The sequence below is a fragment of the Isoptericola variabilis genome, from assembly GCF_050311655.1.
In the GTDB taxonomy this organism is placed as follows: domain Bacteria; phylum Actinomycetota; class Actinomycetes; order Actinomycetales; family Cellulomonadaceae; genus Isoptericola; species Isoptericola variabilis.
In genome coordinates this window covers 72,601-99,457 of the sequence record NZ_JBNOZM010000009.1, presented here as the reverse complement: position 1 = coordinate 99,457, position 26,857 = coordinate 72,601, and the positions used below count along the sequence as shown (strand labels likewise).

General features: G+C 74.5%; 25 protein-coding genes. 9 read left to right on the top strand and 16 right to left on the bottom strand.

Features of this window, described 5'->3' with window-relative positions:
• Positions 1-3: 3 nt before the first annotated feature.
• From pyrE to ACQP60_RS18290, 3 genes are read right to left on the bottom strand one after another with little or no spacing between them, the layout of a single operon-like run.
• Positions 4-588 carry an orotate phosphoribosyltransferase gene (pyrE, locus tag ACQP60_RS18300; RefSeq protein ID WP_429735539.1) on the bottom strand — a complete coding sequence of 195 codons (585 nt, stop codon included), beginning with the start codon at positions 586-588 and terminating at the stop codon, positions 4-6.
• Entirely contained in the window at positions 585-1,886 is a 1,302-nt protein-coding gene (locus ACQP60_RS18295; protein ID WP_429735537.1) for a SpoIIE family protein phosphatase, read from the bottom strand. Before ACQP60_RS18295 ends, pyrE begins: the two co-directional genes overlap by 4 nt.
• Positions 1,887-1,941: 55 nt before the next feature.
• Positions 1,942-2,715: an SDR family NAD(P)-dependent oxidoreductase gene (locus ACQP60_RS18290; RefSeq protein ID WP_429735535.1), complete on the bottom strand. Its 774-nt coding sequence runs from the start codon at positions 2,713-2,715 to the stop codon at positions 1,942-1,944.
• A 68-nt stretch (positions 2,716-2,783) separates the two neighbouring features.
• On the opposite strand from ACQP60_RS18290, the gene ACQP60_RS18285 reads away from it, so the two are divergent.
• The 5 genes from ACQP60_RS18285 (at position 2,784) to ACQP60_RS18265 (ending at position 7,051) form a co-directional block, all read left to right on the top strand.
• Entirely contained in the window at positions 2,784-3,290 is a 507-nt protein-coding gene (locus ACQP60_RS18285) for a VOC family protein (protein ID WP_429735533.1), read from the top strand.
• Positions 3,291-3,322: 32 nt separating this feature from the next.
• A complete protein-coding gene (locus ACQP60_RS18280) occupies positions 3,323-4,114 on the top strand; it encodes a MerR family transcriptional regulator (RefSeq protein ID WP_429735531.1) in 792 nt (263 codons plus the stop codon).
• A gap of 40 nt (positions 4,115-4,154) precedes the next feature.
• Positions 4,155-5,045: an exodeoxyribonuclease III gene (locus tag ACQP60_RS18275; protein WP_429735529.1), complete on the top strand. Its 891-nt coding sequence runs from the start codon at positions 4,155-4,157 to the stop codon at positions 5,043-5,045.
• A gap of 23 nt (positions 5,046-5,068) precedes the next feature.
• Entirely contained in the window at positions 5,069-5,773 is a 705-nt protein-coding gene (locus ACQP60_RS18270) for a septum formation family protein (RefSeq protein WP_429735526.1), read from the top strand.
• Between the two features lie 453 nt (positions 5,774-6,226).
• On the top strand, positions 6,227-7,051 hold the full coding sequence (locus ACQP60_RS18265) for a C40 family peptidase (RefSeq protein WP_429735524.1): 825 nt from the start codon (positions 6,227-6,229) through the stop codon (positions 7,049-7,051).
• Positions 7,052-7,121: 70 nt separating this feature from the next.
• Here the strand turns inward: ACQP60_RS18265 and clpB are convergent, their stop codons facing one another.
• Entirely contained in the window at positions 7,122-9,740 is a 2,619-nt protein-coding gene (gene clpB / locus ACQP60_RS18260; RefSeq protein WP_429735522.1) for an ATP-dependent chaperone ClpB, read from the bottom strand.
• Between the two features lie 147 nt (positions 9,741-9,887).
• Between clpB and ACQP60_RS18255 the strand changes: the two genes are divergently transcribed.
• The 4 genes from ACQP60_RS18255 (at position 9,888) to ACQP60_RS18240 (ending at position 14,273) form a co-directional block, all read left to right on the top strand.
• A complete protein-coding gene (locus ACQP60_RS18255; protein WP_429735520.1) occupies positions 9,888-10,961 on the top strand; it encodes an LppM family (lipo)protein in 1,074 nt (357 codons plus the stop codon).
• Positions 10,954-11,949 carry an alpha/beta hydrolase gene (locus tag ACQP60_RS18250; protein WP_429735518.1) on the top strand — a complete coding sequence of 332 codons (996 nt, stop codon included), beginning with the start codon at positions 10,954-10,956 and terminating at the stop codon, positions 11,947-11,949. The genes ACQP60_RS18255 and ACQP60_RS18250 overlap by 8 nt, the downstream gene beginning before the upstream one ends.
• A gap of 63 nt (positions 11,950-12,012) precedes the next feature.
• Positions 12,013-13,656, top strand: coding sequence for an AlkA N-terminal domain-containing protein (locus ACQP60_RS18245; protein ID WP_429735516.1), 1,644 nt, complete (start codon positions 12,013-12,015; stop codon positions 13,654-13,656).
• A gap of 74 nt (positions 13,657-13,730) precedes the next feature.
• Complete coding sequence (locus tag ACQP60_RS18240; RefSeq protein ID WP_429735514.1) at positions 13,731-14,273, top strand: methylated-DNA--[protein]-cysteine S-methyltransferase; 543 nt, start codon at positions 13,731-13,733, stop codon at positions 14,271-14,273.
• Between the two features lie 21 nt (positions 14,274-14,294).
• On the opposite strand, the gene ACQP60_RS18235 is transcribed toward ACQP60_RS18240, so the two are convergent.
• The 12 genes from ACQP60_RS18235 to dcd all read right to left on the bottom strand — a co-directional run bounded on the left by ACQP60_RS18235 (position 14,295) and on the right by dcd (position 26,776).
• Positions 14,295-15,395: a cation diffusion facilitator family transporter gene (locus ACQP60_RS18235; protein ID WP_429735512.1), complete on the bottom strand. Its 1,101-nt coding sequence runs from the start codon at positions 15,393-15,395 to the stop codon at positions 14,295-14,297.
• 23 nt (positions 15,396-15,418) lie between these two features.
• A complete protein-coding gene (gene mnhG, locus ACQP60_RS18230; protein WP_429735510.1) occupies positions 15,419-15,775 on the bottom strand; it encodes a monovalent cation/H(+) antiporter subunit G in 357 nt (118 codons plus the stop codon).
• Complete coding sequence (locus ACQP60_RS18225; protein WP_429735508.1) at positions 15,772-16,173, bottom strand: MrpF/PhaF family protein; 402 nt, start codon at positions 16,171-16,173, stop codon at positions 15,772-15,774. The genes mnhG and ACQP60_RS18225 overlap by 4 nt, the downstream gene beginning before the upstream one ends.
• A complete protein-coding gene (locus tag ACQP60_RS18220; protein WP_429735506.1) occupies positions 16,170-16,796 on the bottom strand; it encodes a Na+/H+ antiporter subunit E in 627 nt (208 codons plus the stop codon). Before ACQP60_RS18220 ends, ACQP60_RS18225 begins: the two co-directional genes overlap by 4 nt.
• Positions 16,793-18,403, bottom strand: a complete 1,611-nt coding sequence (locus ACQP60_RS18215; protein WP_429735504.1) for a Na+/H+ antiporter subunit D — start codon at positions 18,401-18,403, stop codon at positions 16,793-16,795. The genes ACQP60_RS18220 and ACQP60_RS18215 overlap by 4 nt, the downstream gene beginning before the upstream one ends.
• The gene (locus ACQP60_RS18210; protein WP_429735502.1) at positions 18,403-18,933 is read right to left on the bottom strand and encodes a Na(+)/H(+) antiporter subunit C; all 531 of its coding nucleotides are present in this window, start codon (positions 18,931-18,933) and stop codon (positions 18,403-18,405) included. The genes ACQP60_RS18215 and ACQP60_RS18210 overlap by 1 nt, the downstream gene beginning before the upstream one ends.
• The gene (locus ACQP60_RS18205) at positions 18,930-21,851 is read right to left on the bottom strand and encodes a Na+/H+ antiporter subunit A (protein WP_429735500.1); all 2,922 of its coding nucleotides are present in this window, start codon (positions 21,849-21,851) and stop codon (positions 18,930-18,932) included. Before ACQP60_RS18205 ends, ACQP60_RS18210 begins: the two co-directional genes overlap by 4 nt.
• Positions 21,852-21,991: 140 nt before the next feature.
• Entirely contained in the window at positions 21,992-22,807 is an 816-nt protein-coding gene (locus ACQP60_RS18200; protein WP_429735497.1) for an ABC transporter ATP-binding protein, read from the bottom strand.
• Between the two features lie 11 nt (positions 22,808-22,818).
• On the bottom strand, positions 22,819-23,868 hold the full coding sequence (locus ACQP60_RS18195) for an ABC transporter substrate-binding protein (protein ID WP_429735495.1): 1,050 nt from the start codon (positions 23,866-23,868) through the stop codon (positions 22,819-22,821).
• Between the two features lie 57 nt (positions 23,869-23,925).
• Entirely contained in the window at positions 23,926-24,810 is an 885-nt protein-coding gene (locus ACQP60_RS18190) for an ABC transporter permease (RefSeq protein ID WP_429735493.1), read from the bottom strand.
• A gap of 140 nt (positions 24,811-24,950) precedes the next feature.
• Entirely contained in the window at positions 24,951-26,069 is a 1,119-nt protein-coding gene (locus ACQP60_RS18185; protein WP_429735491.1) for a hypothetical protein, read from the bottom strand.
• A 131-nt stretch (positions 26,070-26,200) separates the two neighbouring features.
• Complete coding sequence (gene dcd, locus ACQP60_RS18180; RefSeq protein WP_429735489.1) at positions 26,201-26,776, bottom strand: dCTP deaminase; 576 nt, start codon at positions 26,774-26,776, stop codon at positions 26,201-26,203.
• Positions 26,777-26,857 lie beyond the last annotated feature (81 nt).

Genomic DNA, 26,857 nt, shown 5'->3' with positions numbered 1-26,857 from the left:
CGCTCAGGCCAGGCCCAGGTCCGCCAGGTCGTAGAGGTAGTGGTAAGGCACGCCGAGGGCCTCGATCTTCTCGCCGGCGCCGGTGGCACGGTCGACGATCGTGGCGCAGCCGAGCACCTCGGCGCCCGCGGCGCGCAGCGCCTCGATGGCCGTGATGGGCGACCCCCCGGTCGTCGTCGTGTCCTCGAGGACGACGACCTTGCGGCCCGCGACCTCGGGGCCCTCGATCTGCCGCTGCATGCCGTGCGCCTTCGCGGCCTTGCGGACGACGAACGCGTCGAGGTCCTGCCCGCGCGACGCCGCGGCGTGCAGCAGGGCGTCCGCGATCGGGTCCGCCCCGAGGGTCAGGCCGCCGACGGCGTCCACCTCCGCCGTGCCGAGGCCGACCTCCTCCAGGTGGTCGAGCAGCACGTGGCCGACCAGCGGGGCCGCGCGGTGGTGCAGCGTGATGCGGCGCAGGTCGACGTAGTAGTCGGCCTCCTTGCCGGAGGAGAGCGTCACCTTGCCGTGCACGACGGCGAGCTCGGTGATGAGGTCCCGCAGCTGCTCGCGGGGCGTGGGGCCGAAGGCGGAGTCCGAGGAGGTCACGCGGTCATCGTACCGACGCCGTCCGCCCCGCCCACGGGCGCCGGGGTGACCTGGAGCGCGACCAGCGCCACGTCGTCGACGCCCCGGATCGGCGCGCTGCGCGCCAGCACGCAGTCGGCCAGCCGCTCGAGCCGCAGGTCCACGACCTGCTCCACGTCCTCGCGCAGGTGCTCCAGGGAGTCGGTCAGCAGCTCTCCCCGCCGCTCGACCAGGCCGTCCGTGAAGACGAGCAGAGCCGCGCCCGGCTCGAGCACGGTGGCCTGCTCCGGGCGCTCCCGCGGCAGGAGCAGGCCGAAGAGCCGGCCGGGGCGCTCGTCGAGGAGCTCGGCGCCGAGGTCGGCCCGCCGTACCACCGGCGGCAGGGACCCGGCGCGCGCCCAGGTGACGCGCCGCGACCCGTCGGGCTCGGGCAGGTCCACGACGGCCACCGTGACCGCGGCGAACGCCTCGAGCCGCAGCGCCGCGGCGGCACGCTCGGCCCGGTCGAGGACCGCGGCCGGTCCCGCGTCGTCCTCGACCGCCACGGTGCGCAGCACGCCCTTGAGGTGCGTCATGGCGGCCGCGGCGTCGACGTCGTGCCCCGCCACGTCGCCCACGACCAGCACGGCCCGGCCCGACTCCCGGAGCACGACGTCGTACCAGTCGCCGCCCACCCGGGTGATCCGGTTGGCCGGTTGGTAGCGGACGTCCAGGGTCAGGCCGGGCACGTCCGGCGGCGGGGTGAGCACCGACGTCTGGAGGGCCACCGCGGCCTCGCGCTCCGCCGCGGCGGCCGCCCGCATCCGCGCCACCGTGCTGTGCCACGACATGCGCTCCGGCGTGGCACCACCGTCGGCGCCCTCGACGTCGGCCGCGTCGACCTCCTCCACCCGGACCACGACGGCCCGGACCGCGGCGTCGCCCGCCCGCACGACCGGCAGCACGAGGAGCATCCAGTACCGCGGCCCCGTCTCGCCCGTGCGCGGGTCTGGCAGGTCCCACCGGGTCGGCTCGACGGCCTCGGGCATGCCCGTGCGCAGGCACCGGGCGATCGCGTCCATGGCGCGGGGCACGGGTGGCGGGCCGCCCGGCACCCGCGCGAGCGCGTCGGCCAGCGTGCGCCCGACGAGCGCATCCAGCGGCATGCCGAGGAGCTCGGTGTACGAACGGTTGGCGTCGAGCACGACGAGGTCGGGGTCCAGCACGATCTTCGGCACGGCCAGCGCGTCGAAGAGGTCGCGGTAGTCCAGCGCGGCGTCGCCGGGGACGGCGCTCCGACCGCCCCTGGTGTCCGTCGCCGGCGTCGTCCCCCGGATCACGTCTCCATCGTGGGACGGGCGGCGGGATCTCGCCCGGTCTCGGCGACGGCCGAGGTCAGCGGTACTTGCCGACGGCACGCACCGCCGCGCGCGGGGCCAGGCGCAGCAGCGCGGAGGCCGCCTTGTAGCGGACGGACGGCGTCGAGATGACGACCCCGCGGCGCACGTCCGCGAGCGCCTCGGCGACGACGGTCGGGGCGTCGAGCCAGCCGACGTCGGGCACGGAGCCCATGTCGATCCCCGCCCGGTCGTGGAACTCGGTGCGCACGAACCCGGGGCAGAGCACCGTGGCGGTGACGCCGGTGCCCTTGAGCTCGACGGACAGGCCCTCCGTGAACGACCGCACGTACGCCTTCGCCGCCGCGTAGGTGCCGCCGGCGGTGAGCGCCGCGACCGAGCCGACGTTGAGGATCGCCCCGCGCCCGCGGGCCGTCATCTGCCCGGCGGCCGCGTGCGAGAGGACGAGCACCGCCCGGACCATGACGTCCAGCGCCGACAGCTCGACGGCGAGCTCGCCGCGCACGAACGACTGCGCCGTCGCGAACCCGGCGTTGTTGACCAGCAGCCCCACCGGGCGCCGGTCGTCGCCCTCCTCGTCCCCGGTGACGGCGAGCCGGGCGGCGACCCGCTCCAGGTCCTCCGGCACGGACAGGTCCGCCGGCAGCACCTCCACCCGCACGCCGGCGGCCGCGCGCACCTGCGCGGCGACCTGCTCCAGGCGGTCGGCGTCGCGCGCGACGACGACCACGTCGTGTCGCGCGGTGGCGAGCTGCCAGACGAACTCCAGGCCGAGGCCGGCGGTGGCGCCGGTGACGAGCGCGGTACCCATGGGGGCAGCCTAGAGGGCGGACGGCGGCAGGTTGACCCTCACGCGACGTCAGGCCCCACGCTGGCCGCATGAGCGACATCTACCCCGCCTTCGAGATGAGCCCCGTGCCGCAGCCCGGCCCCGACGCGCGACCTCCGGAGCCGTTCCGCGGCATCTACGGGATGCCCATGTTCGTCACCGCCCCGACGGACGACCTCGGCGCCTCCACGGACTTCTGGGTGCGCGGCCTCGGCTTCTTCGACTTCTTCACCGCCCCCGGCACGATCACCCATCTGCGCCGGTGGGCGTTCCAGGACGTGCTCCTCGTGCCGGCCGCACCGGCCGTCGCACCCGGTCCGCTGAGCGTGAGCTTCTCCTGCGTGCTGAGCGAGATCGACGCCATCGCCGCCGCCTGCGAGGAGGTCTCCCCCGGTTCGACGACCGGTCCACGCCTGCAGCCGTGGGGCACCGTCGACCTGGAGGTCGTCACCCCCGAGCGCACGCGCGTCGTCATGACCGCCGCCCGGCCGTGGGACCCGGCCAGCGCGGAGGCGCAGACCGTGCGCGAGGAGCTGGGCTTCGGCGCCGAGGCGTGAGGGGGCCCGCGACGTCGCGCAGACTGGACGCCGTGACCTCCCGACCCGACCTCACCGTCGGCGCCGCCGCGCGGGCCGCGGGCGTCACGGTCCGCACGCTGCACCACTGGGACGCCGTCGGGCTGGTCCGCCCGTCGGCGCGCACGGCCGCGGGCTACCGGCTGTACACGGCGTCGGACCTCGCCCGTGCCCACCGCGTGGTGCTGTACCGCGAGCTCGGCGTGCCGCTCGACGAGATCGGCGCGCTGCTCGACTCCCCCGAGGGCGCGGACGCGTCCCTGCGCCGCCAGCGCGACCTCGTGCGCGAGCGGCTCCGCCGGCTCGAGCGCGCGGCCGAGGCCCTGGACCGGCTGGTCGAGGCGCGCGAGCGCGGCGTCCTGCTCACGCCCGAGGAGCAGGTCGCGCTGTTCGGCGACGGCTGGCAGCCGTCGTGGGCCGCCGGCGCCCGCGAGCGCTGGGGCGACACCGACCAGTGGGCGCAGTTCGCCGAGCGGGCGGCCGAGCGCACCCCCGAGGAGTGGCGGGACGTCGCCGCGGAGGCGGAGGCCGTGCTCGACGCGCTCGCCGACGCGCTGGGTCGCGGCGTCCGGCCCGGCAGCGCCGAGGCCGACGCCCTCGCGGAGCGGCACCGCGCCTCGCTCGGCGCGTACTTCGACGTCACGCACGCCATGCACGTCGTCATCGGGCGCATGTACGCCGCCGACCCCGAGTTCACCGCCAACCACGACGCGCGCCGCCCCGGCCTGACGACGTGGCTGCGGGACGTGATCGACGCGAACGCCCGCGCTCACGGCGTCGACCCCGACTCCGCGACGTGGGGATGACCCGCCCGATCCGTCGGCGACCGCCGGTAGCCTGGCGCCCGTGCGCCTCGCGACCTGGAACGTCAACTCCGTCCGTGCCCGCGTCGACCGGGTGATCGCCTTCCTGGAGCGCTCGGGCACCGACGTGCTCGCCATCCAGGAGACCAAGTGCCGCGACGAGCAGTTCCCGCACGCGGCGTTCGAGGCGGCCGGGTACCAGGTGGCGCACACCGGGCACTCGGCGTGGAACGGCGTCGCCATCGCGTCGCGGGTCGGGATCGACGACGTCGAGACGTCGTTCCCGGGCCAGCCGGGCTTCGCCAAGCCCGCGGCCCCCACGGCCGGCACACCCGACGACGCGCCCGCCGAGGCGCCCGACGCGACGCCCGACGAGGCACCGGCGACCCTGCTCGACGTGCCGCCGCCGGTCGAGGCGCGCGCGCTCGGCGCCACCTGCGGCGGCGTGCGCGTGTGGTCCTTGTACGTGCCGCACGGCCGCGCGGTCGGCGACCCGCACTACGCGTACAAGCTGGCGTGGCTGGGCACGCTGCGCGACGCCGCGGCCGGCTGGCTCGCCGACGACCCCCGGGCCCCCGTCGCACTCGTGGGCGACTGGAACGTCATCCCGCTCGACACCGACGTGTACGACCCGGCCGCGTTCGAGGGCCACACCCACGTGACCCCCGCCGAGCGGGAGGCGTTCACGGCGTTCGCGACCGCCGGGTACACCGAGGTGACGCGCGAGCACCTGCCCGCCGAGCACACCTACACGTACTGGGACTACCAGCAGCTCGCGTTCCCCCGGAACAGGGGCCTGCGCATCGACTTCGCCTACGCCTCCCCCGCCGTGCGCGAGCGCGTCACCAGCGTGGTCATCGACCGCGACGAGCGCAAGGGCAAGGGCGCCAGCGACCACGTCCCGGTGATCCTCGACCTCGCCGACCCGGCCTGACCCGGCCGGACACGGAGAGCGTCGTGACCCAGGACCCGGCCCAGAACCCCTCCGACGAGAGGGCCAGCGGAACAGCCCGCGCAGCGGACTCGCCGGCGGAGCCGGTCTTCGCCGCGCCGACGCCGGCGGGCGCACTGCCCGCGGACGGGCTCGCCGGCCTGGGCCTGCCGGGCACGGGCGACGACGACGCGACCCCGCCGCACGGCGCCGCGCAGGGCCCGCCGCAGGGAGGAGCCCCCGGCACCGTCCGGGCGCGCCGCGGCGCGGTCCGCGCGGCCGTGGCGGTGGCGGCGGTCGCGGTGGTCGGCGGCGCCGTCGCGATCGGGGTCGCGACGGCGCGCGACCGGGCGACCGCCCCCGTGCCCGCCGCGGTGACCGGGGCGCGCGAGGTGAACGCGGCGCAGCTCGTGCTCGGGTCGTGCCTGCGCGACCTGCCGCCCGGCGACGTCGGCCGGGTGACGGTCACGCCCTGCGGGGACGAGCACGGGGCCCAGGTCGTGGGGCGCACCGACTCTGCCGCCGGGGCCGTGTGGCCCGGTCACGACGCGCTGGTGCGCAAGGCGTCCGCCGACTGCGGTCCCGACCTGCTCGGTGCGGCGGGCCGCGAGGTGGAAGGCCTGACCTTCGTGGTTCTCACCCCGTCCGAGGACGGCTGGGCCGCGGGCGACCGCACGGGGCTGTGCGTCGCCGTCTCCGCGACGGCGGGGGCCGTCGACCTGCTGCGCTGAGCCTGCGACCGTGGTCGGACGGACGGGTCCGCCCCACGTCTCCGATATCCACCCACGGGTGGATTCTTACAGTGATCTTCGTCACATCCGGAATCACCGGCAGGCGTCCGGTTCGGTCCGGGTTTGACCGGACTCGTCCAGCACGGATGCCCGCCTGTCCTCCAGCCAGCGACACGCCGCGCCTGTTACCGGAACGTGACCTCGCGGGGTCCGCGGGGTTAGCGTCCCTCGACCGCACCTAGCAACGGGTGTCGGCCGACCGGGACGCAGCCGAGTGCTGCCGGCGTCACGGTGACCACGAATCTCACGGCAGCAGCGGGAGACCCACTTCCGGCCGGCCGCCCGGGCACACCGCCCGGACGCTCCCGGCCTTGGGGTTCAGCCACCTTGGTGGCGGGCCAACGATCTCGGCCTCACCCGACAGCTCATCTCGCAGGCTGGAGGTCACGCCCCATGTCCACGTCCCCTGCCTCCGCGCGCCCCGGCACCGCCGCCGCGGCCGCCCGCCGGCCCCGCCGGGCGATCATCGCCCTCGCCGTCGCCGGCGCCCTCACCGGCGGCGGCCTCATCGCCGCCGCACCCCACGCCTCCGCGGCCCCGGTCAGCGCCGCGGCCGTCAAGACCGCCACCTCCAAGCCGACGCCCTACGCCAAGATGACGGTGTCCAAGCGGACCGTGGTGACGAACGACCGGTCCACGCGGCCGAAGTTCACCATCGTGGCCAAGCACGCCGGCAAGCCGATCTCGGCCCGCGCGAAGCTCATCATCAACGGCAAGACCATCACGACGCGCACGATGCACGGCGGCAAGATCTCCTTCCAGCCGTACAAGAAGCGCTACAAGGTCGGCACCAACAAGGTCCGCCTGGTCGTCCTCCCGAAGTCGAGCGCGCTGGCCGCCAAGTCGTCGCGCACGGTCGCCGTGAAGGGCGTGAACAAGGAGACCCGCAGCCAGAAGATCGTGCGCGTCGCCAAGGCCCAGGTCGGCGACCGGTACGTCTACGGCGCGAGCGGCCCGAACTCCTTCGACTGCTCCGGCCTCACCAAGTACGTGTACAAGAAGGCCACCGGCAAGACGCTGCCGCGCTCGTCGTCCGCCCAGAAGAGCCACGGCAAGGCCGTCTCCCGCAAGAACGCCCGCCCCGGCGACCTCATCTGGACGCCCGGCCACGTCGCGATCTACATCGGCAACGGCAAGCAGGTCGAGGCCGCGCGCCCCGGCGTCGGCGTCGTGAAGCGCCACATCTGGCAGGACAACCCGCGCTTCATCCGCATCTGAGTCCCTCAGACACCACGAAGGGGCGGCCCGCACTCGGTGCGGGCCGCCCCTTCGCGCGTCTGCCGGCGCCCTACTGCGGCGTCACGACCAGCCCGGCGGCGTCGGGCTCGCGGTCCACGACGACCGTGTCGCCGTCGCTCACCGCACCGGACAGCAGCTCCTTGGCGAGCCGGTCGCCGATCTCGCGCTGCACCAGGCGGCGCAGCGGGCGGGCGCCGTACGCGGGGTCGAACCCCTCGAGCGCCAGCCACTCGCGCGCGGCGGGCGTGACGTCCACCGTGATCCGGCGGTCGGCCAGCCGCTTCGCGAACGCCGCGACCTGGAGGTCGACGATCTCCCCCAGCTCCTCGACGCTCAGCGCGTCGAAGATCACCACGTCGTCGAGCCGGTTGAGGAACTCCGGCTTGAACGACGCGCGCACGGCCGCCATGACGGCCTCGCGCCGGGCGTCGTCGTCGAGGGCCGGGTCCACGAGGAACTGCGACCCGAGGTTCGACGTCAGCACGAGGATGACGTTGCGGAAGTCCACCGTGCGGCCCTGGCCGTCGGTGAGGCGACCGTCGTCGAGCACCTGCAGCAGGATGTCGAAGACCTCGGGGTGCGCCTTCTCCACCTCGTCCAGCAGCACGACGGAGTAGGGGCGCCGCCGCACGGCCTCGGTGAGCTGGCCGCCCTCCTCGTAGCCGACGTACCCAGGAGGGGCGCCGACCAGCCGCGACACGGCGTGCTTCTCCGAGTACTCGGACATGTCGATGCGCACCATGGCGCGCTCGTCGTCGAACAGGAAGTCCGCGAGCGTCTTGGCGAGCTCCGTCTTGCCGACGCCGGTCGGGCCGAGGAACAGGAACGACCCGGTCGGCCGGTCGGGGTCGGCCACGCCGGCCCGCGAGCGCCGCACCGCGTCGGACACGGCGCGCACCGCGGCGGTCTGGCCGATGAGCCGCTCGCCGATGACGTCCTCCATGTGCAGGAGCTTCTCGGACTCGCCCTGCAGCAGGCGCCCGGCGGGGATGCCCGTCCACGCGGAGACCACCTCGGCGATCTCGTCGGAGCCCACCTTGTCGGCGATCATCGGCGCCTCGTGCGCCGCGGCAGTTCCGTCCGGGCTGCCCGCCTCCTGGGTGGCCTCGGCCCGCTCGGCCTCGGCGAGCTCGCGCTCCACCTGGGGGATCTCCCCGTACAGGAGGCGCGCGGCGGACTCGAGGTCGCCCTCGCGCTGCAGCCGGTCGGACTCGGTGCGCAGCTCGTCGATGCGGGCGCGCAGGTCGCCGACGCGGTTGTGGCCGGCCTTCTCCGACTCCCACCGCGCGGTGAGCGCGGCGAGCCGCTCGCGCGTGTCCGCGAGGTCCGCCCGCAGCCGCTCCAGGCGCTCCTTCGACGCGGCGTCGTCGGACTCCTTGAGCACGACCTCCTCCATCTCGAGGCGTGTGACGGCGCGCTGCAGCTCGTCGATCTCGACGGGCGAGGAGTCCATCTCCATGCGCAGGCGCGACGCCGCCTCGTCGACGAGGTCGATCGCCTTGTCGGGCAGCTGGCGGCCGGTGATGTACCGGTCGGACAGGGCGGCGGCTGCCACGAGCGCGGAGTCCGCGATCGTCACCTTGTGGTGCGCCTCGTACCGCTCCTTGAGCCCGCGCAGGATCGCGACCGTGTCCTCCACGGACGGCTCGCCGACGAACACCTGCTGGAACCGGCGCTCGAGGGCCGGGTCCTTCTCGATGTGCTCGCGGTACTCGTCGAGGGTCGTGGCACCGACCAGGCGCAGCTCGCCGCGCGCCAGCATCGGCTTGAGCATGTTGCCGGCGTCCATCGCGCCCTCGCCGCCGGCGCCCGCGCCGACGACGGTGTGCAGCTCGTCGATGAAGGTGATGACCTCGCCGTCGGAGGCGGTGATCTCCTCGAGCACGGCCTTGAGCCGCTCCTCGAACTCGCCGCGGTACTTGGCGCCCGCGACCATGCCGGCCAGGTCGAGCGCGACGAGGCGCTTGCCCTGCAGGGACGTCGGGACGTCACCCGCGACGATGCGCTGCGCCAGGCCCTCGACGACGGCGGTCTTGCCGACGCCGGGCTCGCCGATGAGCACGGGGTTGTTCTTGGTGCGGCGGCTCAGCACCTGCACGACGCGGCGGATCTCGGAGTCACGACCGATGACCGGGTCGAGCTTGCCGTCACGGGCGCGCTGCGTGAGGTCGCTGCCGTACTGCTCGAGCGCCTTGTACGTGCCCTCGGGGTTGGGGCTGGTCACGCGGGACGAGCCGCGGACGGCGGGCAGCGCGGCGCGCAGCGCGTCGGCGGTGGCGCCCGCCTCGACGAGCGCCTGGGCGGCGGCGGACTGCCCGGCGGCGAGCGCGATGAGCAGGTGCTCGGTCGAGACGTACTCGTCGCCGAGCGCCTCGGCCTCCTTGCCGGCGTTCTCCAGCACGGCGCTCATCGCGCGCGACGGCGCCGGCTGGGCGACGGCGGAGCCGCTCGCCTGCGGCAGGGCGACGAGGGCCGCGCGGGCGCGCTGGCCGATCTGCTGGGCGTTCGCGCCGACGGCGTCGAGCAGGCCGACGGCGACGCCGCCCGTCTGCTGGAGCAGCGCCTGCAGCAGGTGCACCGGCTCGAGCTGGGGGTTGCCCGCGGCCGACGCCGACTGGACGGCGTCGCCGAGCGCCTGCTGCGACATGGTCGTGAGCTTGATGTCCATGGGACCTCCGGGATGACGTGCGATGACACGGGAAGAACGTCTGTCGGGAGAACGTCGCCAAAGTTGAGTCTATTCCGCTCAACTTTGATCGCAAGCCGCCCGGGGTGCCGGGTGGCTCCCCGGCGGCCGCTGCGGGATGCTGGGCCGGTGACCACTTCAGCCCGCGGCCCCGTGCGCCGCCTCCGCACCGCGATCGCGGCGGCCCTGGCCGCCGTCGGCCTCCTCGCCCTCGCCGGGTGCATGAAGGTCGACATGGACATGACGCTCTCGGAGGACGACACCGTCTCCGGCTCGATCGTCATGGCCGTCTCCAACAGCCTCGCCGAGACCATGGGGATGGAGCCGGGCGAGCTGTGGAAGCAGGCCGGCGGCCAGATGTCCCAGGGCCTGCCCGAGGGCGCCACCCAGGAGCCGTACTCCGACGACGAGTACACCGGCACGAAGTACACCTTCAGCGACGCCCCGATCAGCGAGATCTCCGGCGGGGACGCCGAGTCGCTCAGCATCACCCGCGACGGCGAGAACTACGTCGTCGACGGCACCATGAACCTCTCCGAGGGCTCGGAGGAGCTCGAGCAGCTGCCCCAGAACGTGCGCGACGCCTTCGACGTGCGGCTCGCCATCACGTTCCCCGGCCCGGTCAGCGACGCCACCGGCGCCGTCGACGGCAACACCGTGACCTGGACGCCGAAGGTCGGCGAGAACACCGAGATCCACGCCGTCGGCTCGGCCACCGCCGGCAGCAGCTTCCCGTGGTGGATCGTCGGGCTCGTCGTCGGGCTGGTCGTCATCGGACTCGTCGTGTGGTTCGTCGTGCGGAACAACCGCCGCCCCGCGACGTCGACGGGCACGGTCACGGGCACCGCGACGGGCGACGCCGCCCTCGCCGCGCAGGCCGCCCCCGGGGCGGTGCCCGCCGCCGGCCCGACGCCGGAGGAGCAGGTCTTCGGAGCCCCCGCGGCCCCGCCCGCCGAGCCGACCACCGGTCCCGTGGCCGAGCCGCTCGAGCCGGAGCCCGCACCGCAGGACGCGCCACCCGCCGGCCCGACGACCGGCCCCGTCGCCGAGCCGCTGGAGCCCGGTCGTCCGGGCGAGGAGGACACCGTGCGGCAGGAGCCCGTCGCGGACGCCGCGCCCGAGCCCGACGCCGGGCCCGCAGCCGGCGGCGAGCCCGGGTCCGGCGACGAGGACCGCCCATCCGGTCCGGCGCAGGGTGCCTGACGCACCGGCCGCGCCGCTCCCGGGGCCCGGGTCGTGGCGCGAGGACGTGCTCGGCCCGGACTTCGCGGCCCGCACCCTGCCCCTGCCCGGCGGCGCGGAGGCCGTGCTGGTGCGGCACGTGCCGTCCACCCCGGGCGACGGCGGCGACCCGTCGGGAGGGTGGGGCGCCGTCGCGCGCACGGCGGTGCTGTACGTGCACGGGTTCGCGGACTACTTCTTCCACCCGCACCTCGCGGCGGCCGTCGCCGGGCGGGGGCTCGCGTTCTACGCCGTCGACTTGCGCGGGCACGGGCGCGCCTGGGACGCGCAGGTGGCCGCGGGCGGCGACCCGAACCAGGTGCGCAACATCGCCGTGTACGCCCAGGACCTCGACGCCGCTGCGGCGGTCGTCCGCGCGGCCGGGCACGAGCGGCTCGTGGTGCTCGGCCATTCCACGGGCGGGCTGATCGCCCCGCTGTGGGCCGCGGCCCGCCCGGGCCGGGCGGACGCGCTGGTGCTCAACAGCCCGTGGGTACAGCTGAACAAGCCCCGGCCGGTCCAGGTCGCCGCGACCGCGCTCGTCGAGACGCTCGGCGTCGTCGCGCCGCGCGCCGTCGTCAACCACCTCGACGACGGCTACGCGCGCGCCCTGCACCGCGACTTCGGCGGCGAGTGGGATTTCGACGCGGCGTGGAAGCCGCACGAGCCGTTCGCCGTCCGGGCCGCCTGGCTGCGGTCCGTGCTGCGCGCGCAGCGCCGCCTCGCGCGCGGCCTGGGGCTGCGGATACCGGTGCTGGTGCTGACCTCCGACCGGTCCACCGCCGACCAGCACCTCACCACCGACACGGTGCTCGACGTCGCGCACATGCGGGAGCGCGCGCGACGCCTCGGCGGCGACGTCACCGTCCGCACCGTCGCCGGCGGGACCCACGACCTCGCCCTCTCGCCGAGCCCCGCCCGCGAGGCCTACCTCGCCGCCGTCCTGGACTGGATCGAGACCCTCCCCTAGGACGCCACGGAGGTGTCCGATTCCCGCTAGCACCCGGTCGGGGGCGCGCGTGAGGATGGGGACATGACCACGACAGCCCCGACGACGGCCCCGACCACGGCCCGGCCGGAGACGCGCGAGTTCGACGAGCGGTACCGCGCCATCGCCGCGCGGGACACCCGGTTCGACGGCCAGTTCTTCACCGCCGTCCGCTCGACCGGCATCTACTGCCGGCCGTCCTGCCCGGCGCGCACGCCCAAGCCGGAGAACGTCACCTTCTACCTCACCTCGGCGGCCGCGCACGAGGCCGGCTACCGCGCGTGCAAGCGGTGCCTGCCGGAGGCCGCGCCCGGCACGCCCGCCTGGGACCTGCGCCACGACCTCGCCGGCCGGGCGATGCGCCTCATCGCCGACGGCGTCGTGGACCGGGAGGGCACGGACGGCCTCGCGGCCCGCCTCGGGTACAGCGCGCGGCACGTGCACCGGCTGCTCACCGCCGAGCTCGGCGCCGGCCCGCTCGCCCTGGCCCGCGCGCAGCGGGCGCAGACCGCGCGCAGCCTCGTCGTCGGCACCGACCTACCGCTCGCGGACGTGGCGTTCGCCGCCGGGTTCGGCTCGATCCGGCAGTTCAACGACACCGTCGCGGAGGTCTTCGACACGACGCCGAGCGACCTGCGCTCCCGCGCGCGCCGCCGCCCTCGTGCCTTCCAGCCCGGGATCTCCCGTGTCATGGGCGCCGGTGCCGCGACGGATCGCTTGCTGGAAGGCGGGGGCGGTGGGGACGTCGCCGCGGTGCGGCTCGAGCTCGAGCTCCCGGTGCGCGAGCCGTTCGACGCCCGCGGCGTGGTCGCGTTCCTCGCGGCGCGCGCCGTCGAGGGCGTGGAGGTCGCGGACCTGTCCGCGGACGGCGACGACGTCCGGTACGCCCGCACGCTGCTGCTCCCCCACGGGCCCGGCGCCGCGGAGGTCATGGCGGGGCCCGGCGTGGGGCCCGGCCGGGTCGCCGTGCGGCTGGAGCTCGCGTCCGCCGCCGACGTCTCGGTGGCCGTCGCCCGCCTGCGCCGCCTGCTCGACCTGGACGCCGACCCGGCCGCCGTCGACACCGCCCTGGCGGACGACCCCGCCCTGGCACCGCTGGTCGGCCGCACGCCCGGGCTGCGCCTGCCCGGCACGGTGGACCCGCACGAGATCGTGGTGCGCGCCATCGTCGGGCAGCAGATCAGCGTCGCGGCGGCCCGCACCCACCTGGGCCGGCTCGCGGCGGGCGCGGGCACCCCGTACGCCTCCGCGATCCCCGGGCTCACGCGCCTGTTCCCGACGGCCGCCCAGGTCGCGGCCGGCGCCGCCGACCACCTGCGCCTGCCCGCGCGGTCGGTGGCGACGGTCGTCGACACCGCCCGCGCGCTCGCCGACGGCACGCTCGCCGTCGGCGTGGGGGACGACGGCGACGCCCTGCGCGCCGCGCTCGTCGCGCGCCGCGGCATCGGCCCCTGGACCGCCGCCTACGTGGCGATGCGCGTGCTGCGCGACCCGGACGCCTGGCTCGACGGCGACGTCGCGCTCCTCGCCGGCGCCGCCGCGGCCGGCGTCGACCTGGGCCTGCCCGACGACGCCCCGCGCGCCGCGCGCTCGCGCGCCCTCGCCGGCCACGCCGAGCGCTGGGCGCCGTGGCGCTCGTACGCCGCCCTGCACCTGTGGCGCGCCGCCCTCCCGCCGACCAGGCGGTAGCCACCGTATTCACCCGCTTTCCGGCCGCTTTCCGGCATCGACCGCCTGTTCGGCACCTGCACCTCGGAGGAACCATGTCCACGAGCACGCCCACCGCCGCGTCTGCCCGCACCACCACCCTGACCACCCCCGACGGCCCGTTCACCGTCGTCGCCGACCCTGACGGCACGGTGCTCGCGTCCGGCTGGACGACGGACGCCGACGCCCTCGTCGGGCTCGTCCACCCCGACCTCCGGCCCACGGCCGCGACGCCCGTGCCCGACGACGACCCCGCGGTCGCCGCCGCCGTCGCGGCGGTGCGGGCCTACTACGCCGGGGACGTGCGCGCCATCGACGCCGTCCCGGTCCGCCAGGTCTCCGGCCCGTACCGCGCGCACGCCTGGGACGTGCTGCGCACGGTCGACGCCGGGGACCCGGTCACCTACACCCGGTACGCGGAGCTGTCCGGGCGCCCGGCCGCGGTCCGCGCGGCGGCGGGCGCGTGCGCGATGAACGCCGCCGCGCTGTTCGTCCCGTGCCACCGGGTGCTGCGCACCGACGGCAGCCTCGGCGGCTTCCGGTACGGCCTGGACGTCAAGCGCAGCCTGCTCGCCCACGAGGCGCGGCACGCCGGCTGAGCCCGTCGGCCCGCGACGCCGTCAGAGCGACGGCTCCTCCGGCGTCGACACGGTGAACACGGCCCCGGCGATGACGGGCACCCGCGTCGCCGCGCGCTCGAGGTCGTCCAGGCGCCGGGCGACCGTCTCCTCCGGCTCGTTGCCGCTGAGGTCGACGCTGGCCACCAGGTACAGCGACCGCGGCCCCACGTACTCGAGCCGCAGGTAGGTGACCCGCTCCACCTGCGGCATCGTCACCAGGTGCGCCAGCACGGCGGCCCGCGTCTCGGGCCGGGCGGCCTCGCCGACGAGGAAGCGCCGGTTGCGGTCCACGAGCACGAGGGAGACGACGGCGAGCACGACGCCGACGACGATCGACCCGACGGCGTCGGGCACGGGCGACCCGGTGAGCTGGTGCGCGAGCACGCCGCCGAACGCGACGACGAGGCCGATCAGCGCGGCGGCGTCCTCGGCGTACACGGCGCGCAGCGTGGGGTCGGAGGTGACGAGCACGTGGTGCAGCACGTCGTGCTCGGCCTTCTTCGCCTCGGCACGCGCCTGCCGGCTGGCCTGCAGGAACGAGAAGCCCTCGAGCACGAACGCGAGCCCGAGCACGGCGTACGCGACGCCGAAGTCGCTCGCCGGCTCGGGGTGCACCAGCTCCTGGATGCCGTGCGTGATGGACACGCCCGCGCCGACGGCGAACAGCCCGATGGCGGCGAACATCGACCACACGTACGCCTCGCGGCCGAAGCCGAGCGGGTGCGCACGGTCGGCAGGACGGCGGGAGCGGCGGTCGGCGACGAGCAGGAAGATCTCGTTCCCGGTGTCGGCCCACGAGTGCACGGCCTCCGCGAGCATCGACGCCGACCCGGTGACGGCGGCCGCCACGGACTTCGCGACGGCGACGAACGCGTTGGCGGCGAACGCGATGATCACCGTGAGCGTGCTCTCCCCGCCGGCGTGCGCGTCCTGCACGACGCGCGGGCTCGCGAGCGGCTCCGGCGGCGCGGCGCCCGGCTCGACGTCGACGGCGTGGGTGAGGGCCGCGAACGGGTCCGGCGCCTCGAACGGGTCCGGCGCGGCGCGGCCGGGGTCGGCGGGTTCGGGCTCGCGGTCGGGTCCGGGGTCGGCTGGGGCCATGCGCCCGGTCTACCAGCCGTGGGTCAGTCGGGCTCGCCGAACTCGTTGGGGCGCAGGTCCTCGGGGTCGACCTTGCCGGTGCGGAACCCGGCCCGGCCCACCATGTGCGCGGCGACGGGCGACGTGACGAGCTGGAACGCGACGACCAGCACGAGCATCGCGACGGCCGACCAGCTGCGCACCCGCAGCGCGAGCGCCGTCAGCAGCAGGATGAGGCCGAGCACCTGCGGCTTGGTGACGGTGTGCATGCGGGCCAGCAGCGACGGGAAGCGCACGAGGCCCAGCCCCGCGCCGAGGGTGAGGAACGCGCCGGCGAGCAGGCACACCGCGGCGACGACGTCGGCGACCGTCGTCCACAGTCCCGGGTCCACGTGGGTCATCGCGGCGCACCCCCCGCGCTCTCGGCGTCGTCCTCGGCATCGATGGCACGCACCCCGTTCCGCTGCTCGCCCCGCGGCACGTCGGCGGCGCGCGCCTGCGCCGCGACCTCCTCGGGCGTGCGCACGCGTCCCTCGTCCTCCGGCTCCTTCGCGGCGAAGCGGGCCATCGTCACCGAGCCGACGAAGCCCACCATCGACAGGGCGACGAGGATCGGGATGGTCTCCGTGCGCCGCGACCAGATCGCCTCGATCGCGATGGCGCACACGAGCGTGACGGTCAGGGTGTCCAGCGCGACGGCCCGGTCGAGCATCGACGGCCCGCGCTCCACCCGCACGAGCGCGAGCAGCGCGGCGACGGCCACGAGCACGGCGGCCGCGATCACGGCGGCGAGCATCATGCGCCCCCCTTCCCCCGCCCGGACGGCGGCGTCGACGCGGCGTCGAGGGCCGCAGCGGCGTCGCCGGGTGCCAGCCCGCAGCGGGCCAGCACGGCGTCGCTCGCGAACGCGCGCAGCACCCGCTCCTCGAGCGCCAGCGTGTCGCGACGCACGGCCTCCGGGCCGCCCGAGGCGTCGATGTCGAGCACGTGCAGGTAGACGACGCCGGTGCTGCGCCGCGCCTCGACGACCAGCGACCCGGGCACCAGCGACGACATCACGGCGGTGATGGTGAGGTACGCGTCCTCGGGGTTGCGCAGCCGGACGGCGACGATGGCCCCGTGCGGCGTCGGGCCCGGCCGGACGGCCTTCCACGCCACCTCGAAGGACGCGACGAACAGGTCGGAGACGAACCGCGCCACGAGCACGACGGCCCGCCACGGCCGCACGGTGCCGTGCATGTCGACGTTCGGCAGCGGGAACATCGTGACCACCGCGACGGCGATCACCGCGCCCGCGATGACGTTGGCCCACGACAGGTCGCCCCACAGCAGCACCCACACGGCGGTGAGCAGCACGAGCGCGTGCCACTGCGAGCCCAGCCGGCGGAGCAGGTAGGCCGGTCGGCGCGACTGCGGGCTCATCCGTGCCCACCCCCCTGGTCCGCGTCGGCATTGGCGTCGTCGCCCACCACGACCGACTCGCCGCGCCCGCGGTCCGCCCCGTCCGGGAAGACGGCGTCCACGTAGGTGTGGCCGTCCATCGACGCGGTGGCGGCGCGCTCGGCGTACCCGTACAGCGGGCCGGCGGCGACGGTGAGCAGCAGGCCGAACGCGACGAGCGCGCCGGTGGGCCACACCATGCCGCGCGGCAGCGGCACGTCGGACTCGATCTCCTCCGACGGCGCCTGCCAGAAGGCCTTGTTCCACGCCTTGACCACCGCGTACAGGGTGAGCAGGGACGTCACGACCGACCCGACGACGAGCACCCACGCCAGCCCGGTCCCGACGGTGGCCCCCTCGGTGAGCAGCCCGACCTTGCCGAGGAACCCGGAGAGCGGCGGGATGCCCGCCAGGTTGAGCGCCGGCACGAAGAACAGCACCGCGAGCCCGGGGGCGAGCTTGGCGAGGCCACCCAGCCGGTCGAGCGACGTCGACCCGCCGCGCCACTCGACCAGGCCCACCACGAGGAACAGCGCCGTCTGGACGGAGATGTGGTGCACCACGTAGTAGATCGCCGCGGCCGTGCCCGCCTCGGTGGCGAGCGCGATGCCGAAGATCATGTAGCCGATGTGGCTGACCAGGGTGAACGACAGCAGACGTTTGACGTCGTTCTGCGCCACGGCGCCCAGGATCCCGATGACCATGGTGAGCAGCGCCAGCACCATGAGCACCTGGTCCACGGTGGGGTTGTCCGGGAACAGCAGGGTCTGCGTGCGCAGGATGGAGTACACGCCCACCTTGGTGAGCAGGCCCGCGAACACCGCGGTGACGGGGGCGGGCGCCGTCGGGTAGGAGTCGGGCAGCCACGCGGACAGCGGGAAGATGGCGGCCTTGATGCCGAACGCGAGCAGCAGCAGGAGCTGCAGCGCCGTGCGCACGGTCGGGTCGATCTCCGGCAGCCGCTCCGCGAGCTGCGCCATGTTCACGGTGCCGGTCGCGCCGTAGATGAGCGCGATGGCGCTGAGGAACAGCGTCGACGAGATCAGCGTGACGATGATGTACACCGACCCGGCGCGGATGCGCTCGGCCGTGCCACCCAGGGTGAGCAGCACCGCGGACGACGCGAGCAGGATCTCGAACCCGACATAGAGGTTGAACAGGTCGCCCGTGAGGAACGCGTTCGCCACGCCGGCGGCCAGGATGAGGAACGTCGGGTGGAAGATCGCGACCGGGATCATGTCGCCGCGCGTGGTGCCCGGGTCGTCCTCCCCCTCGGGCACGCCCTGCCCCAGGGAGTACAGGAGCACGCACAGCAGCATCACGAACGAGACCGTGAGCATCACCGCGGAGATGCGGTCGGCCACGAGGTCGATGCCGACGGGCACGGCCCAGCTGCCGACCTCGACGACGATCGGCCCGCCGTCCGCCGCGACCAGCAGCCCCACCGACGCCGCGAGCGCGGCGGCGAGCGCGGTGACGCTGATGATGCGCTGCACGCGGGCGTACCGGTGCAGGGCGAGCGTCAGCCCGGCCGCGAACAGCGGCAGCATGACGGGCAGCGGCACCAGCGTGGCGGAGTCCCAGGGCATCAGGGGAGCTCCTTGTGTCCGTCGGCACGGTGTCCGTCGGCACGGTGTCCGTCGGCGTCGCTGTCGTCGACGTCGTCGTACACGTCGGCGGCCTCCTCGTCGAGCGTCTGGTCGGGCTCGGTGTCGTCCGCGTCCTCGAAGGCGGGGGCGTTGAGCGCCGCGTGCCGGGCGACGCGGCGGTCCTCGACGTCGTCCGCGACCTCGTCGTGGCCGTGCAGCTGCCACGACCGGTAGGCCATGGCCAGCACGAACGCGGTGAGCGCGAGCGTGATGACGATCGAGGTGAGCACCATCGCCTGCGCGAGCGGGTCGCTCATCCGCACGCCGTCGGGGGCGTTGCCGATGATCGGCGAGGCGCCGGACCGGCCGCCCATGACCAGCAGCATGAGGTTGACGCCGTTGCCGATGAGGACGAAGCCGAGCAGCACGCGGGTCAGCGGGCGCTCCAGCAGCAGGTACACGCCGGTGCCGAACAGCACGCCGATGGCCAGCACGAGGATGGCGGGCGGGGTGTTCTCGAGGACGATCACGCGGACACCTCCTCGCGCTCGCGCGCGGGCCGCGGGTCCTGGCGGTCGATCTCGGCGCCGAGGGTGCGCAGCAGGTCGAGCACGAGGCCGACGACGACGAGCATCACGCCGATGTCGAAGAACAGCGAGGTCACGAGGTGCACCTCGCCGAGCACCGGGAAGTGCAGGTCCACGATCGTGCTCTGCAGCACCTCCTGCCCGGCGACGAGGGTCGCGAGACCCACGCCGGCGGAGAGGAACAGGCCGGTGCCGAGCAGCACGCCGGGGTTGATCGGCGCGGCCTCGCCGAGCTCGTATCGCCCGCCCGCGAGGTACCGCACGGCGAACGCGATGCCCACCACGAGGCCGGCCGCGAAGCCGCCGCCGGGCGCGTTGTGCCCGCTGAACAGCAGGAACAGGGCGAACACGATCATGGCGTGGAAGATCACGCGGGTGACGACCTCGAACAGCACCGACCGGCGCTCCGGCTCCAGCGTGCTGCCCGCGGCGAGCCACACGCGGCGCGTGTGCGGGTCGGACCGGCTGACCTCGTCCACGCGGGACAGGCGCAGCACCTCGCCGCTGCGCTGCCGCAGGAAGATGAGCGACGCGACGCCCGTCGCCGCGACGAGGAGCACGGAGATCTCGCCGACGGTGTCCCAGGCGCGGATGTCGACCAGCGTCACGTTGACGATGTTCTTGCCGCCGCCCCACGTGTAGGCCTCGTCGGGGAAGAGGGTGCTGATCGGGTCGGCGACGCGCACCAGCGGCGCGGCGACGGTGAACGCCATCATGACGACGCCGGTCACCACGCCCACGGCGAGCCGGAGCCAGCGGCTTGCGGCGAGCGGGCGGTCGGTGAAGTACGGCGGCATGCGCCGCAGCACCAGCACCATGACGACCAGTGTGATCGTCTCGCACAGCACCTGGGTGAGGGCGAGGTCGGGGGCGCCGTGCAGCATGAACAGCGTCGCGTTCGCGTACCCGGCCACGCCCACGAGCAGGACGGCCTTGAGGCGCCGGCGGGCGCGTGCGGCGAGGACGCAGGCGACGACGACGACGGCGACGACCGCGGCGTCGGCGGGGCGGTCCCACAGCACCAGCTCCACCTGCGGGTGGCCGCTGACCAGGCCGGACGCGAGGACCATGCCGGGCGCGACGGCGAGGACGACGAGGATCACGCCGAGGTAGACCGGTAGGGAGCCGCGCTGGGTGAGGGCGGTGACGTCGGCGGCGAGGTCGTCCAGGCGGCGCATGGTGCGGCGGTACGTGACCTCCGCGGAGCGCGGGGACCACAGGAGGTCCTGCGCCTTCTCCACGCGGGCACGCTGCCAGAAGAGGACGAAGCCGGCGAGCAGCACCAGCACGGTGATGGCGAGGACCGGCGTGAAGCCGCCCCACAGGGTCAGGTGGCCCGGCTCGCCCGTCGGGTAGCGGTCCGCGTACGGGGCGAGGAGCCGCTCGCCCGTCGCGGGGACGAGCGCCACGGCCAGGCCGAGCACGGCGAGCACGAGCGGCGGGGTGACGAGCAGCCACGGCTGGCGGCGCACCGGCGTCGCGGGGGCGACGTCCGCCGCGGCGTCGCGCGCCGGGGTGTCGCCCGCGGCAGCCGCCGCGGCCATGCCCGGGCGCCGCTTGGTGCCGAACGCGCCCCAGGCGAACCGCAGGCCGTACGCCACCGTGAGCGCCGAGCCGACGACGACGGCGAGGAGCGCGATCCACTCGACCGCCCCGGCGCCGTGGGTGACGTCGTGCCACAGGCCCTCGAGCGCGGCCTCCTTGGCGACGTACCCGGCGAACGGCGGGAAGCCGATCATCGAGGCGGTCGCGAGCACGCCCGCGACGGCGGTGAACGGCATCGTGCGCCACAGCCCGGACAGCTTGCGCAGGTCGCGGGTGCCCGTGGCGACGTCGATCGCGCCGACGACGAGGAACAGCGCGGCCTTGAACATGGCGTGCGCGCCGAGCATCGCGAGGCCGGCGAGCGCCAGCTCCTGGCTGCCGAGCCCCAGGAGCAGCACGATCAGGCCGAGCTGGGAGACCGTGCCGAACGCGAGGACGAGCTTGAGGTCGTGCTGGCGCAGCGCCTGGTAGCCGCCCAGCAGCAGGGTGCCGCCGCCCAGGACCAGCACCAGCCAGCGCCAGACGGGCAGGTCGGCGAACGCCGGGGCGAAGCGCGCCACGAGGTACACGCCCGCTTTGACCATGGCCGCCGCGTGCAGGTACGCGGACACCGGCGTCGGGGCCGCCATCGCCGCGGGGAGCCAGAAGTGGAACGGGATGAGCGCGGACTTGGTCGCCGCGCCCGCGAGCAGGCACACGGCCGCCCAGGTGACCGCGGTGCCCGACGGCGGGTTCGCGACGAGCTCCGAGACGCGCCAGGAGTCGCCCACGACGCCGAGGATGATGAGCCCGACCAGCATGGCCAGGCCGCCCGCCGTCGTCACGACGATCGCCTGCATGGCGGCGCGCCGGGACGCCTTGCGGTCGGCGTAGTGGCCGATCAGCAGGTAGGAGAAGACGGTGGTGAGCTCCCAGAACACGAACAGGAGCAGCAGGTCGTCGGCGACGACGAGGCCGACCATGGCGGCGGCGAAGGCCGTGAGCACGGCGGCGAACCGGCCGAGGCCGACGGCGTCGCGGGCGAAGTAGGCGGAGCAGTAGAGCAGCACCAGGGCGCCGACGCCGCCGACCACGAGCAACATGAACCACGCGAGCGTGTCGAGCTGCAGGGTGATCGACAGGTGCAGGCCGGACACCCAGGGGACCTCGGTCGTGGGGAAGTCGCCCGCCGTCACCCGGGGCGTCATCGCCAGCGCGTACGCGGCGGCGGATGCGGGCCCGAGGGCCAGCACCCAGAAGGCTCTCCTGCCCACCCACGCCACCAGAGCCGGCGCCGCGAGGGCCAGCAGGAAGGTGAAGAGCAGCACTGAGAGCACAGCACTCCGTCCGGTCGAGGGCGGGGCGTCGGCTTTACTTTACCGGCATCGAGCGATGGTCCGACGCTGACGAGATGACACGTCGGTGTGACCTGGGTCGCTCACCCGCCCCGCACGGCCCGTGCGGGGCGGGGGTGCGATCAGTCCCCGCCGGGCGAGCCCAAGAGCACGCGGACGCGTCCCGATACCCGGCCGAACTCGGCCTGGCGCACCGTCTCGCCGTAGTCGCGTTCGTCCGGCAGGTCGACCTGGAGCTCCTCGATGATCGTGCCCGGCCGCGGCCCCATGACGACCACTCGGTTGGCGAGGTACACCGCCTCCGCCACGGAGTGCGTCACGAGGAGCACGGAGACGCCCGTCTCGCGCCAGATCCGGTGCAGCTCGACGTTCATCCGCTCCCGTGTGAGGGCGTCGAGCGCTCCGAACGGCTCGTCCATCAGCAGCACGTCCGGCTCGTGGAGCAGCGCACGGCACAGCGACACCCGCTGCTGCATGCCGCCCGAGAGCTCGTGCGGCATCGCCTTCTCGAAGCCGGACAGTCCGGTCATCTCGACCAGCTCGTCGCATCGGCGGCGCGCAGTGGCGGCGTCCATGCCGCGCATCTCCGCCTGCAGCAGGATGTTGGCGCGGACGTTGCGCCACTCCAGCAGCGCCGCCCGCTGGAACACGAACCCGATGTCCTGGCGAGGTCCGCGCACCGGCTCGCCGCGCAGCCGCACCTGACCGGTGGTGGGGGCCGTGAGGCCGGCCACCACCTTGAGCAGCGTGGACTTGCCGCACCCCGACGGCCCCGCGATGGTGACGAACTCTCCGCGCCCCAGACGCAGATCGACCTCGCCGAGCGCCGGCGTCGACACCCGGCGGTTGCGGAACGTCACCGACACGCCCTCGACGTCGACGACGGTGTCGCCCGTCTCGGCCCTCGCGATGCGCCCGTCGGCGGTGGTGCTGGTCATGTCGCCCCCGTTCAGTTCGCCGGCGCGAACGAGTCGTCGAAGTAGTCCTCGGCCGTGGTGCCCTTCTCGACGAGGCCCGATCCGGACAGCACGTCCAGGGTCGCGGCCCAGTCGTCCGGGGAGTTCACACCGGGGGCCTGGCCCTCGGTCGCGTCGGTGTGGAGCAGTTCGATGGTCTGCTTCCACTGCTCGGCGAGGACGTCGGCCTCCGGCATCTGCGGGTCCTTGCCCTCCATCGAGGCGACCGCCGCTTCCGGGTCCTCGGCGGCCGCGGCGAACGCCTCGGAGGTCGCAGCCACCATCTCCTTCACCAGGTCGGGGTCGTCCGCGATCGTCCCCTCGGACGCGATGAGCCCGTTGCTGTAGAAGTTGAGCCCGAGGTCGGAGTACCGCAGGTAGGTGATGTCGCGCCCGCTCTTGGCCGCGATCGTCGGGCCCTGGTCATGCGCGAACCCGATGAGGCCGTCCACCTTGTCCGTGAGCATCGCGGAGATCTTCCCGGCGGGATCGAGGTTCTGCTGCGTCACGGCGTCCTCGGGCACGCCCGCGGCCTCGAGGTACAGGGGGAACGTGGTCGTCGGGGCGTCACCCGCCGACACGGCGATCGTCTTCCCCTCAAGGTCGGCGGGTTCCTTGATGCCGGAGTCGGAGAAGACCTGCACCGACGACGGCGTCGTCTGCAGGAACACCCCGACGCTGCGGATCGTGACGCCCTTGTCGATGTTGGCGAGCACGGCAGGAGTGTCGGCCCAGCCGAACTGGACCTGGTCCGCGCCGACCGCCTGCGCGGTCTTCGTGGACCCCTGGCCGGCCTCGATCTTCAGGTTGATCCCATGATCCGCGAAGATCCCCTCCTCGAGCCCGTAGTAGAAGGGGGCGTGCTCGCCGTACGGGTACCAGTTGAGCATCAGGGTGACGTCCGTGGCGCCGGCCGCGGCCGGCGACTCGGCCTCGGTGCCGCCGCTCGTGGACGGGGCGCAGGCGGCGAGGGTCAGCGCCGCCGCGGAGAGGGCCGCCGCGGCGGCGAAGGTCGTCGGTCGGACGGTCAGTCGAAGAGACATCGGGTGCTCCTTTGCACAGGGTCCAGCGGGGTCGCGCCGACGGCGCGGGTGGCTTGGTCAGGCGGCGACGGTGGTCGCTGCCGAGTCGATGCGACGCGAGGCGTGCCAGCCGATGAGGAAGCGTTCGGCGACCTGGATGATCGCGAACAGGACGATGCCCAGGGCGGACATGATGAACAGGGCAGCGAAGAGCATCGCGGTGTCGATGTTGCCGTTCGCCTGCAGGATGACGTAGCCGAGGCCGTCGTTGCCGCCGACGAACTCGCCCACGACGGCCCCGGTGACGGCGAGGGTCGCCGCGACCTTCAGCCCGGAGAGCAGCTGGGGCAACGACGCCGGGAACATCACCTTGGCGAAGGTCTTGAGGCGGCTGGCTCCCATGGTCGAGGTGAGCTGGAGGATCTCGGGGTCCACGGAGCGCAGCCCCGCGAGGCCGGAGATCACCACGGGGAAGAAAGCCATCAGCACCGCGACGGTGATCTTGGGCGCCAGGCCGAAGCCGAGCCAGACCACGAAGAGCGGGGCCACGGCGATCTTCGGGATCACCTGCGCCACGAGGATGATCGGGTAGAGCGTCTTCTCCGTGCCGCGCGAGTACGCCATCAGCACGGCCACGAGCTCGCCCACCACGACGGCGATCACGAAACCGACGACCGTCTCGTACGTCGTGACGTACGTGTGGTGCAGCAGGTAGTCGACGTTCTCGGTGGCGGCGGCCCAGGTGTCCGCCGGCGACGGCAGGACGTAGGGCGCCACGAGCCCCTGCGCGGTGACGAACCACCACACCGCGAGGACCACCACGACGAACACGATCGGCCGCCACGAGTCCGCCACCCACCGCACGGGCGCCGGCAGCGGCCGGGGGCGCCGCGCGTCGGTCGGTACGTCGCCGGCGGACCTGTCCGTGTGCCCGACCGCCGAATCCGGTGTCGTCGTCGCCATGGTGCTCCTCACGCCAGTGTGATGAACGGAACGGAATACGCTTTCCGCCGTCCGAACGCTAGGCGGCGCCCGCGAGAGGTGTCAAACGTCCAGGCCAGCCGCCGGCCGGAGCCCGTGCTCGGGCACTTCCGGAGAGGCGGTCAGAGGTCCTCGGGGGCCAGCAGGAAGTCCGCCTCGTCGGCGATCTCCCCGCCCACGGCGGCGTGGATCGCCACCGCCATCTTCCCGACGAGGTCGGCGGCGCGGCGCCGGGCGACGACGTGCGCCGCCTGCGGAAACTCCTGGTTCGCCTCGTACAGGTCCGGCGGGTCCCAGCGCACGTGGTAGCAGACGGCGCCCGCGGCCGCCCACGGCAGCTCGCGCACCAGCAGGGGCAGCGTCTCGTCGCCGATCACCTCGACGGTGACGGAGCCGTCCAGGCCGAGGTCGGTCGACAGGCCGTACGCGTCCAGCACCATCGGCGCCTGGAGCGCCTCGATGTCGACGTCGTCGGCGCGCTCGTGGATCGCCTTGCGCACCTCGGGGTCGAGCGGCTCGCCCGGGTACAGGGGCCGGTCGGCGATCCCGGCCGGCGGGCCCTGGTACGGCTTGCCCTCGGTCGCGAGCCGCACCCGTGGGTGCGTGGCCTGCAGCACGCGGTGCGCGGCCTGCGGGTCCAGCCAGATGTCGGAGTACACGGTGAGGTCCACGGCCCGGTCCGGGTCGGGCGTCAGGACGACGCCGGGCCCGGCCGCGCGACGGCCGCCGTCGGCGTCGTCCCACGTCCCTGCGACGTCGAGCCGCACCGAGCCTCCCAGGCGGCGCGCCGCCTGGACCAGCCACGCGACGACGCGCTCCTCCTCGCGGTTCGGCAGCGCCGCGGGGAAGGCCCGTCCGATGCCGTCCCGGTCGCCGCCGAACCGGGTGGCGTCGTCCCAGCGCTCGCGCGGGCACACGACGTCGAACACCATCGTGGTGCCGGCGGGCAGGCCGGCCTCGACGCCCTTGCCCGACGGCGCGTACGGGCCGGAGACGACGCTGTGCCGCGACAGCCGCAGCACCCCCGGCTCCCCCGGGTTCGCCATGCGGCCCACGGGGACGTCCGCGCCGGGCAGGTCCGCGGGGACCACGTCCCAGCGCGTGCCGACGAACCGCGACATCGCGAGGACCTCGATCTCGTCGACCACGACGTCCGACGGCACCCCGAGCAGGTGCCGCGCCTGGTGACCCTGCGCCGACACCGCCGGCAGCGGGGGCAGGGCAGGCTGGTTCTGGGCCATCTGGCGGAGCTCCTTCCGAGACCGGGGCGCGCCGGAGCCGGCGCGGCGGGACCGAGCGTAGCGACGTCCCGCCCCCTCGCGGAACGGCCCGTCCGGTGCCCCGGCGCCCGGCCCCGGTCGGCGCGCGGCGCTCAGACCTCGCTCCGGTGGAACGACTGCCACGACCGGCTGGCCGTCGGGCCGCGCTGGCCCTGGTAGCGCGAGCCGTACGCGTCCGAGCCGTAGGGGTGCTCCGCCGGGGACGACAGGCGGAAGAAGCACATCTGGCCGATCTTCATGCCCGGCCACAGCGTGATCGGCAGCGTCGCGACGTTGCTCAGCTCCAGCGTCACGTGCCCCGAGAAGCCGGGGTCGATGAACCCGGCCGTGCTGTGCGTGAGCAGGCCGAGCCGGCCGAGCGACGACTTGCCCTCCAGCCGCGCGGCGACGTCGTCGGGCAGCGTCACCGCCTCGAACGTGGAGCCCAGCACGAACTCGCCCGGGTGCAGCACGAACGGCTCGTCCGGCGCCACCTCCACGAGGCGCGTGAGCTCGGGCTGCTCCTGCGACGGGTCGATGAACGGGTACTTGTGGTTGTCGAACAGCCGGAAGTACCGGTCGAGGCGGACGTCGATGCTGGAGGGCTGGAGCATCGACGGGTCGTACGGGTCGAGGACGACCCGCCCGGCGTCGAGCTCGGCCCGGATGTCGCGGTCGGAGAGCAGCACGGGGACACGGTAGTCGCGTCGGCCGGCGGGCGCCCCGTCGTCCCGGTTCCGGAGCACGGCGGCCCCTCGTGTACCCTGGAG

Excerpts from the sequence above, each read along its gene's own strand:
- mnhG (WP_429735510.1), bottom strand. The coding sequence starts at position 15,775 with ATGACCCACGTGGACCCGGGACTGTGGACGACGGTCGCCGACGTCGTC.
- ACQP60_RS18200 (WP_429735497.1), bottom strand. The coding sequence starts at position 22,807 with ATGACCAGCACCACCGCCGACGGGCGCATCGCGAGGGCCGAGACGGGC.
- ACQP60_RS18290 (WP_429735535.1), bottom strand. The coding sequence starts at position 2,715 with ATGGGTACCGCGCTCGTCACCGGCGCCACCGCCGGCCTCGGCCTGGAG.
- ACQP60_RS18245 (WP_429735516.1), top strand. The coding sequence starts at position 12,013 with ATGACCACGACAGCCCCGACGACGGCCCCGACCACGGCCCGGCCGGAG.
- ACQP60_RS18190 (WP_429735493.1), bottom strand. The coding sequence starts at position 24,810 with ATGGCGACGACGACACCGGATTCGGCGGTCGGGCACACGGACAGGTCC.
- ACQP60_RS18285 (WP_429735533.1), top strand. The coding sequence starts at position 2,784 with ATGAGCGACATCTACCCCGCCTTCGAGATGAGCCCCGTGCCGCAGCCC.
- ACQP60_RS18235 (WP_429735512.1), bottom strand. The coding sequence starts at position 15,395 with ATGGCCCCAGCCGACCCCGGACCCGACCGCGAGCCCGAACCCGCCGAC.
- clpB (WP_429735522.1), bottom strand. The coding sequence starts at position 9,740 with ATGGACATCAAGCTCACGACCATGTCGCAGCAGGCGCTCGGCGACGCC.
- ACQP60_RS18195 (WP_429735495.1), bottom strand. The coding sequence starts at position 23,868 with ATGTCTCTTCGACTGACCGTCCGACCGACGACCTTCGCCGCCGCGGCG.
- ACQP60_RS18240 (WP_429735514.1), top strand. The coding sequence starts at position 13,731 with ATGTCCACGAGCACGCCCACCGCCGCGTCTGCCCGCACCACCACCCTG.
- ACQP60_RS18220 (WP_429735506.1), bottom strand. The coding sequence starts at position 16,796 with ATGAGCCCGCAGTCGCGCCGACCGGCCTACCTGCTCCGCCGGCTGGGC.
- ACQP60_RS18185 (WP_429735491.1), bottom strand. The coding sequence starts at position 26,069 with ATGGCCCAGAACCAGCCTGCCCTGCCCCCGCTGCCGGCGGTGTCGGCG.
- ACQP60_RS18225 (WP_429735508.1), bottom strand. The coding sequence starts at position 16,173 with ATGATGCTCGCCGCCGTGATCGCGGCCGCCGTGCTCGTGGCCGTCGCC.
- ACQP60_RS18215 (WP_429735504.1), bottom strand. The coding sequence starts at position 18,403 with ATGCCCTGGGACTCCGCCACGCTGGTGCCGCTGCCCGTCATGCTGCCG.
- ACQP60_RS18265 (WP_429735524.1), top strand. The coding sequence starts at position 6,227 with ATGTCCACGTCCCCTGCCTCCGCGCGCCCCGGCACCGCCGCCGCGGCC.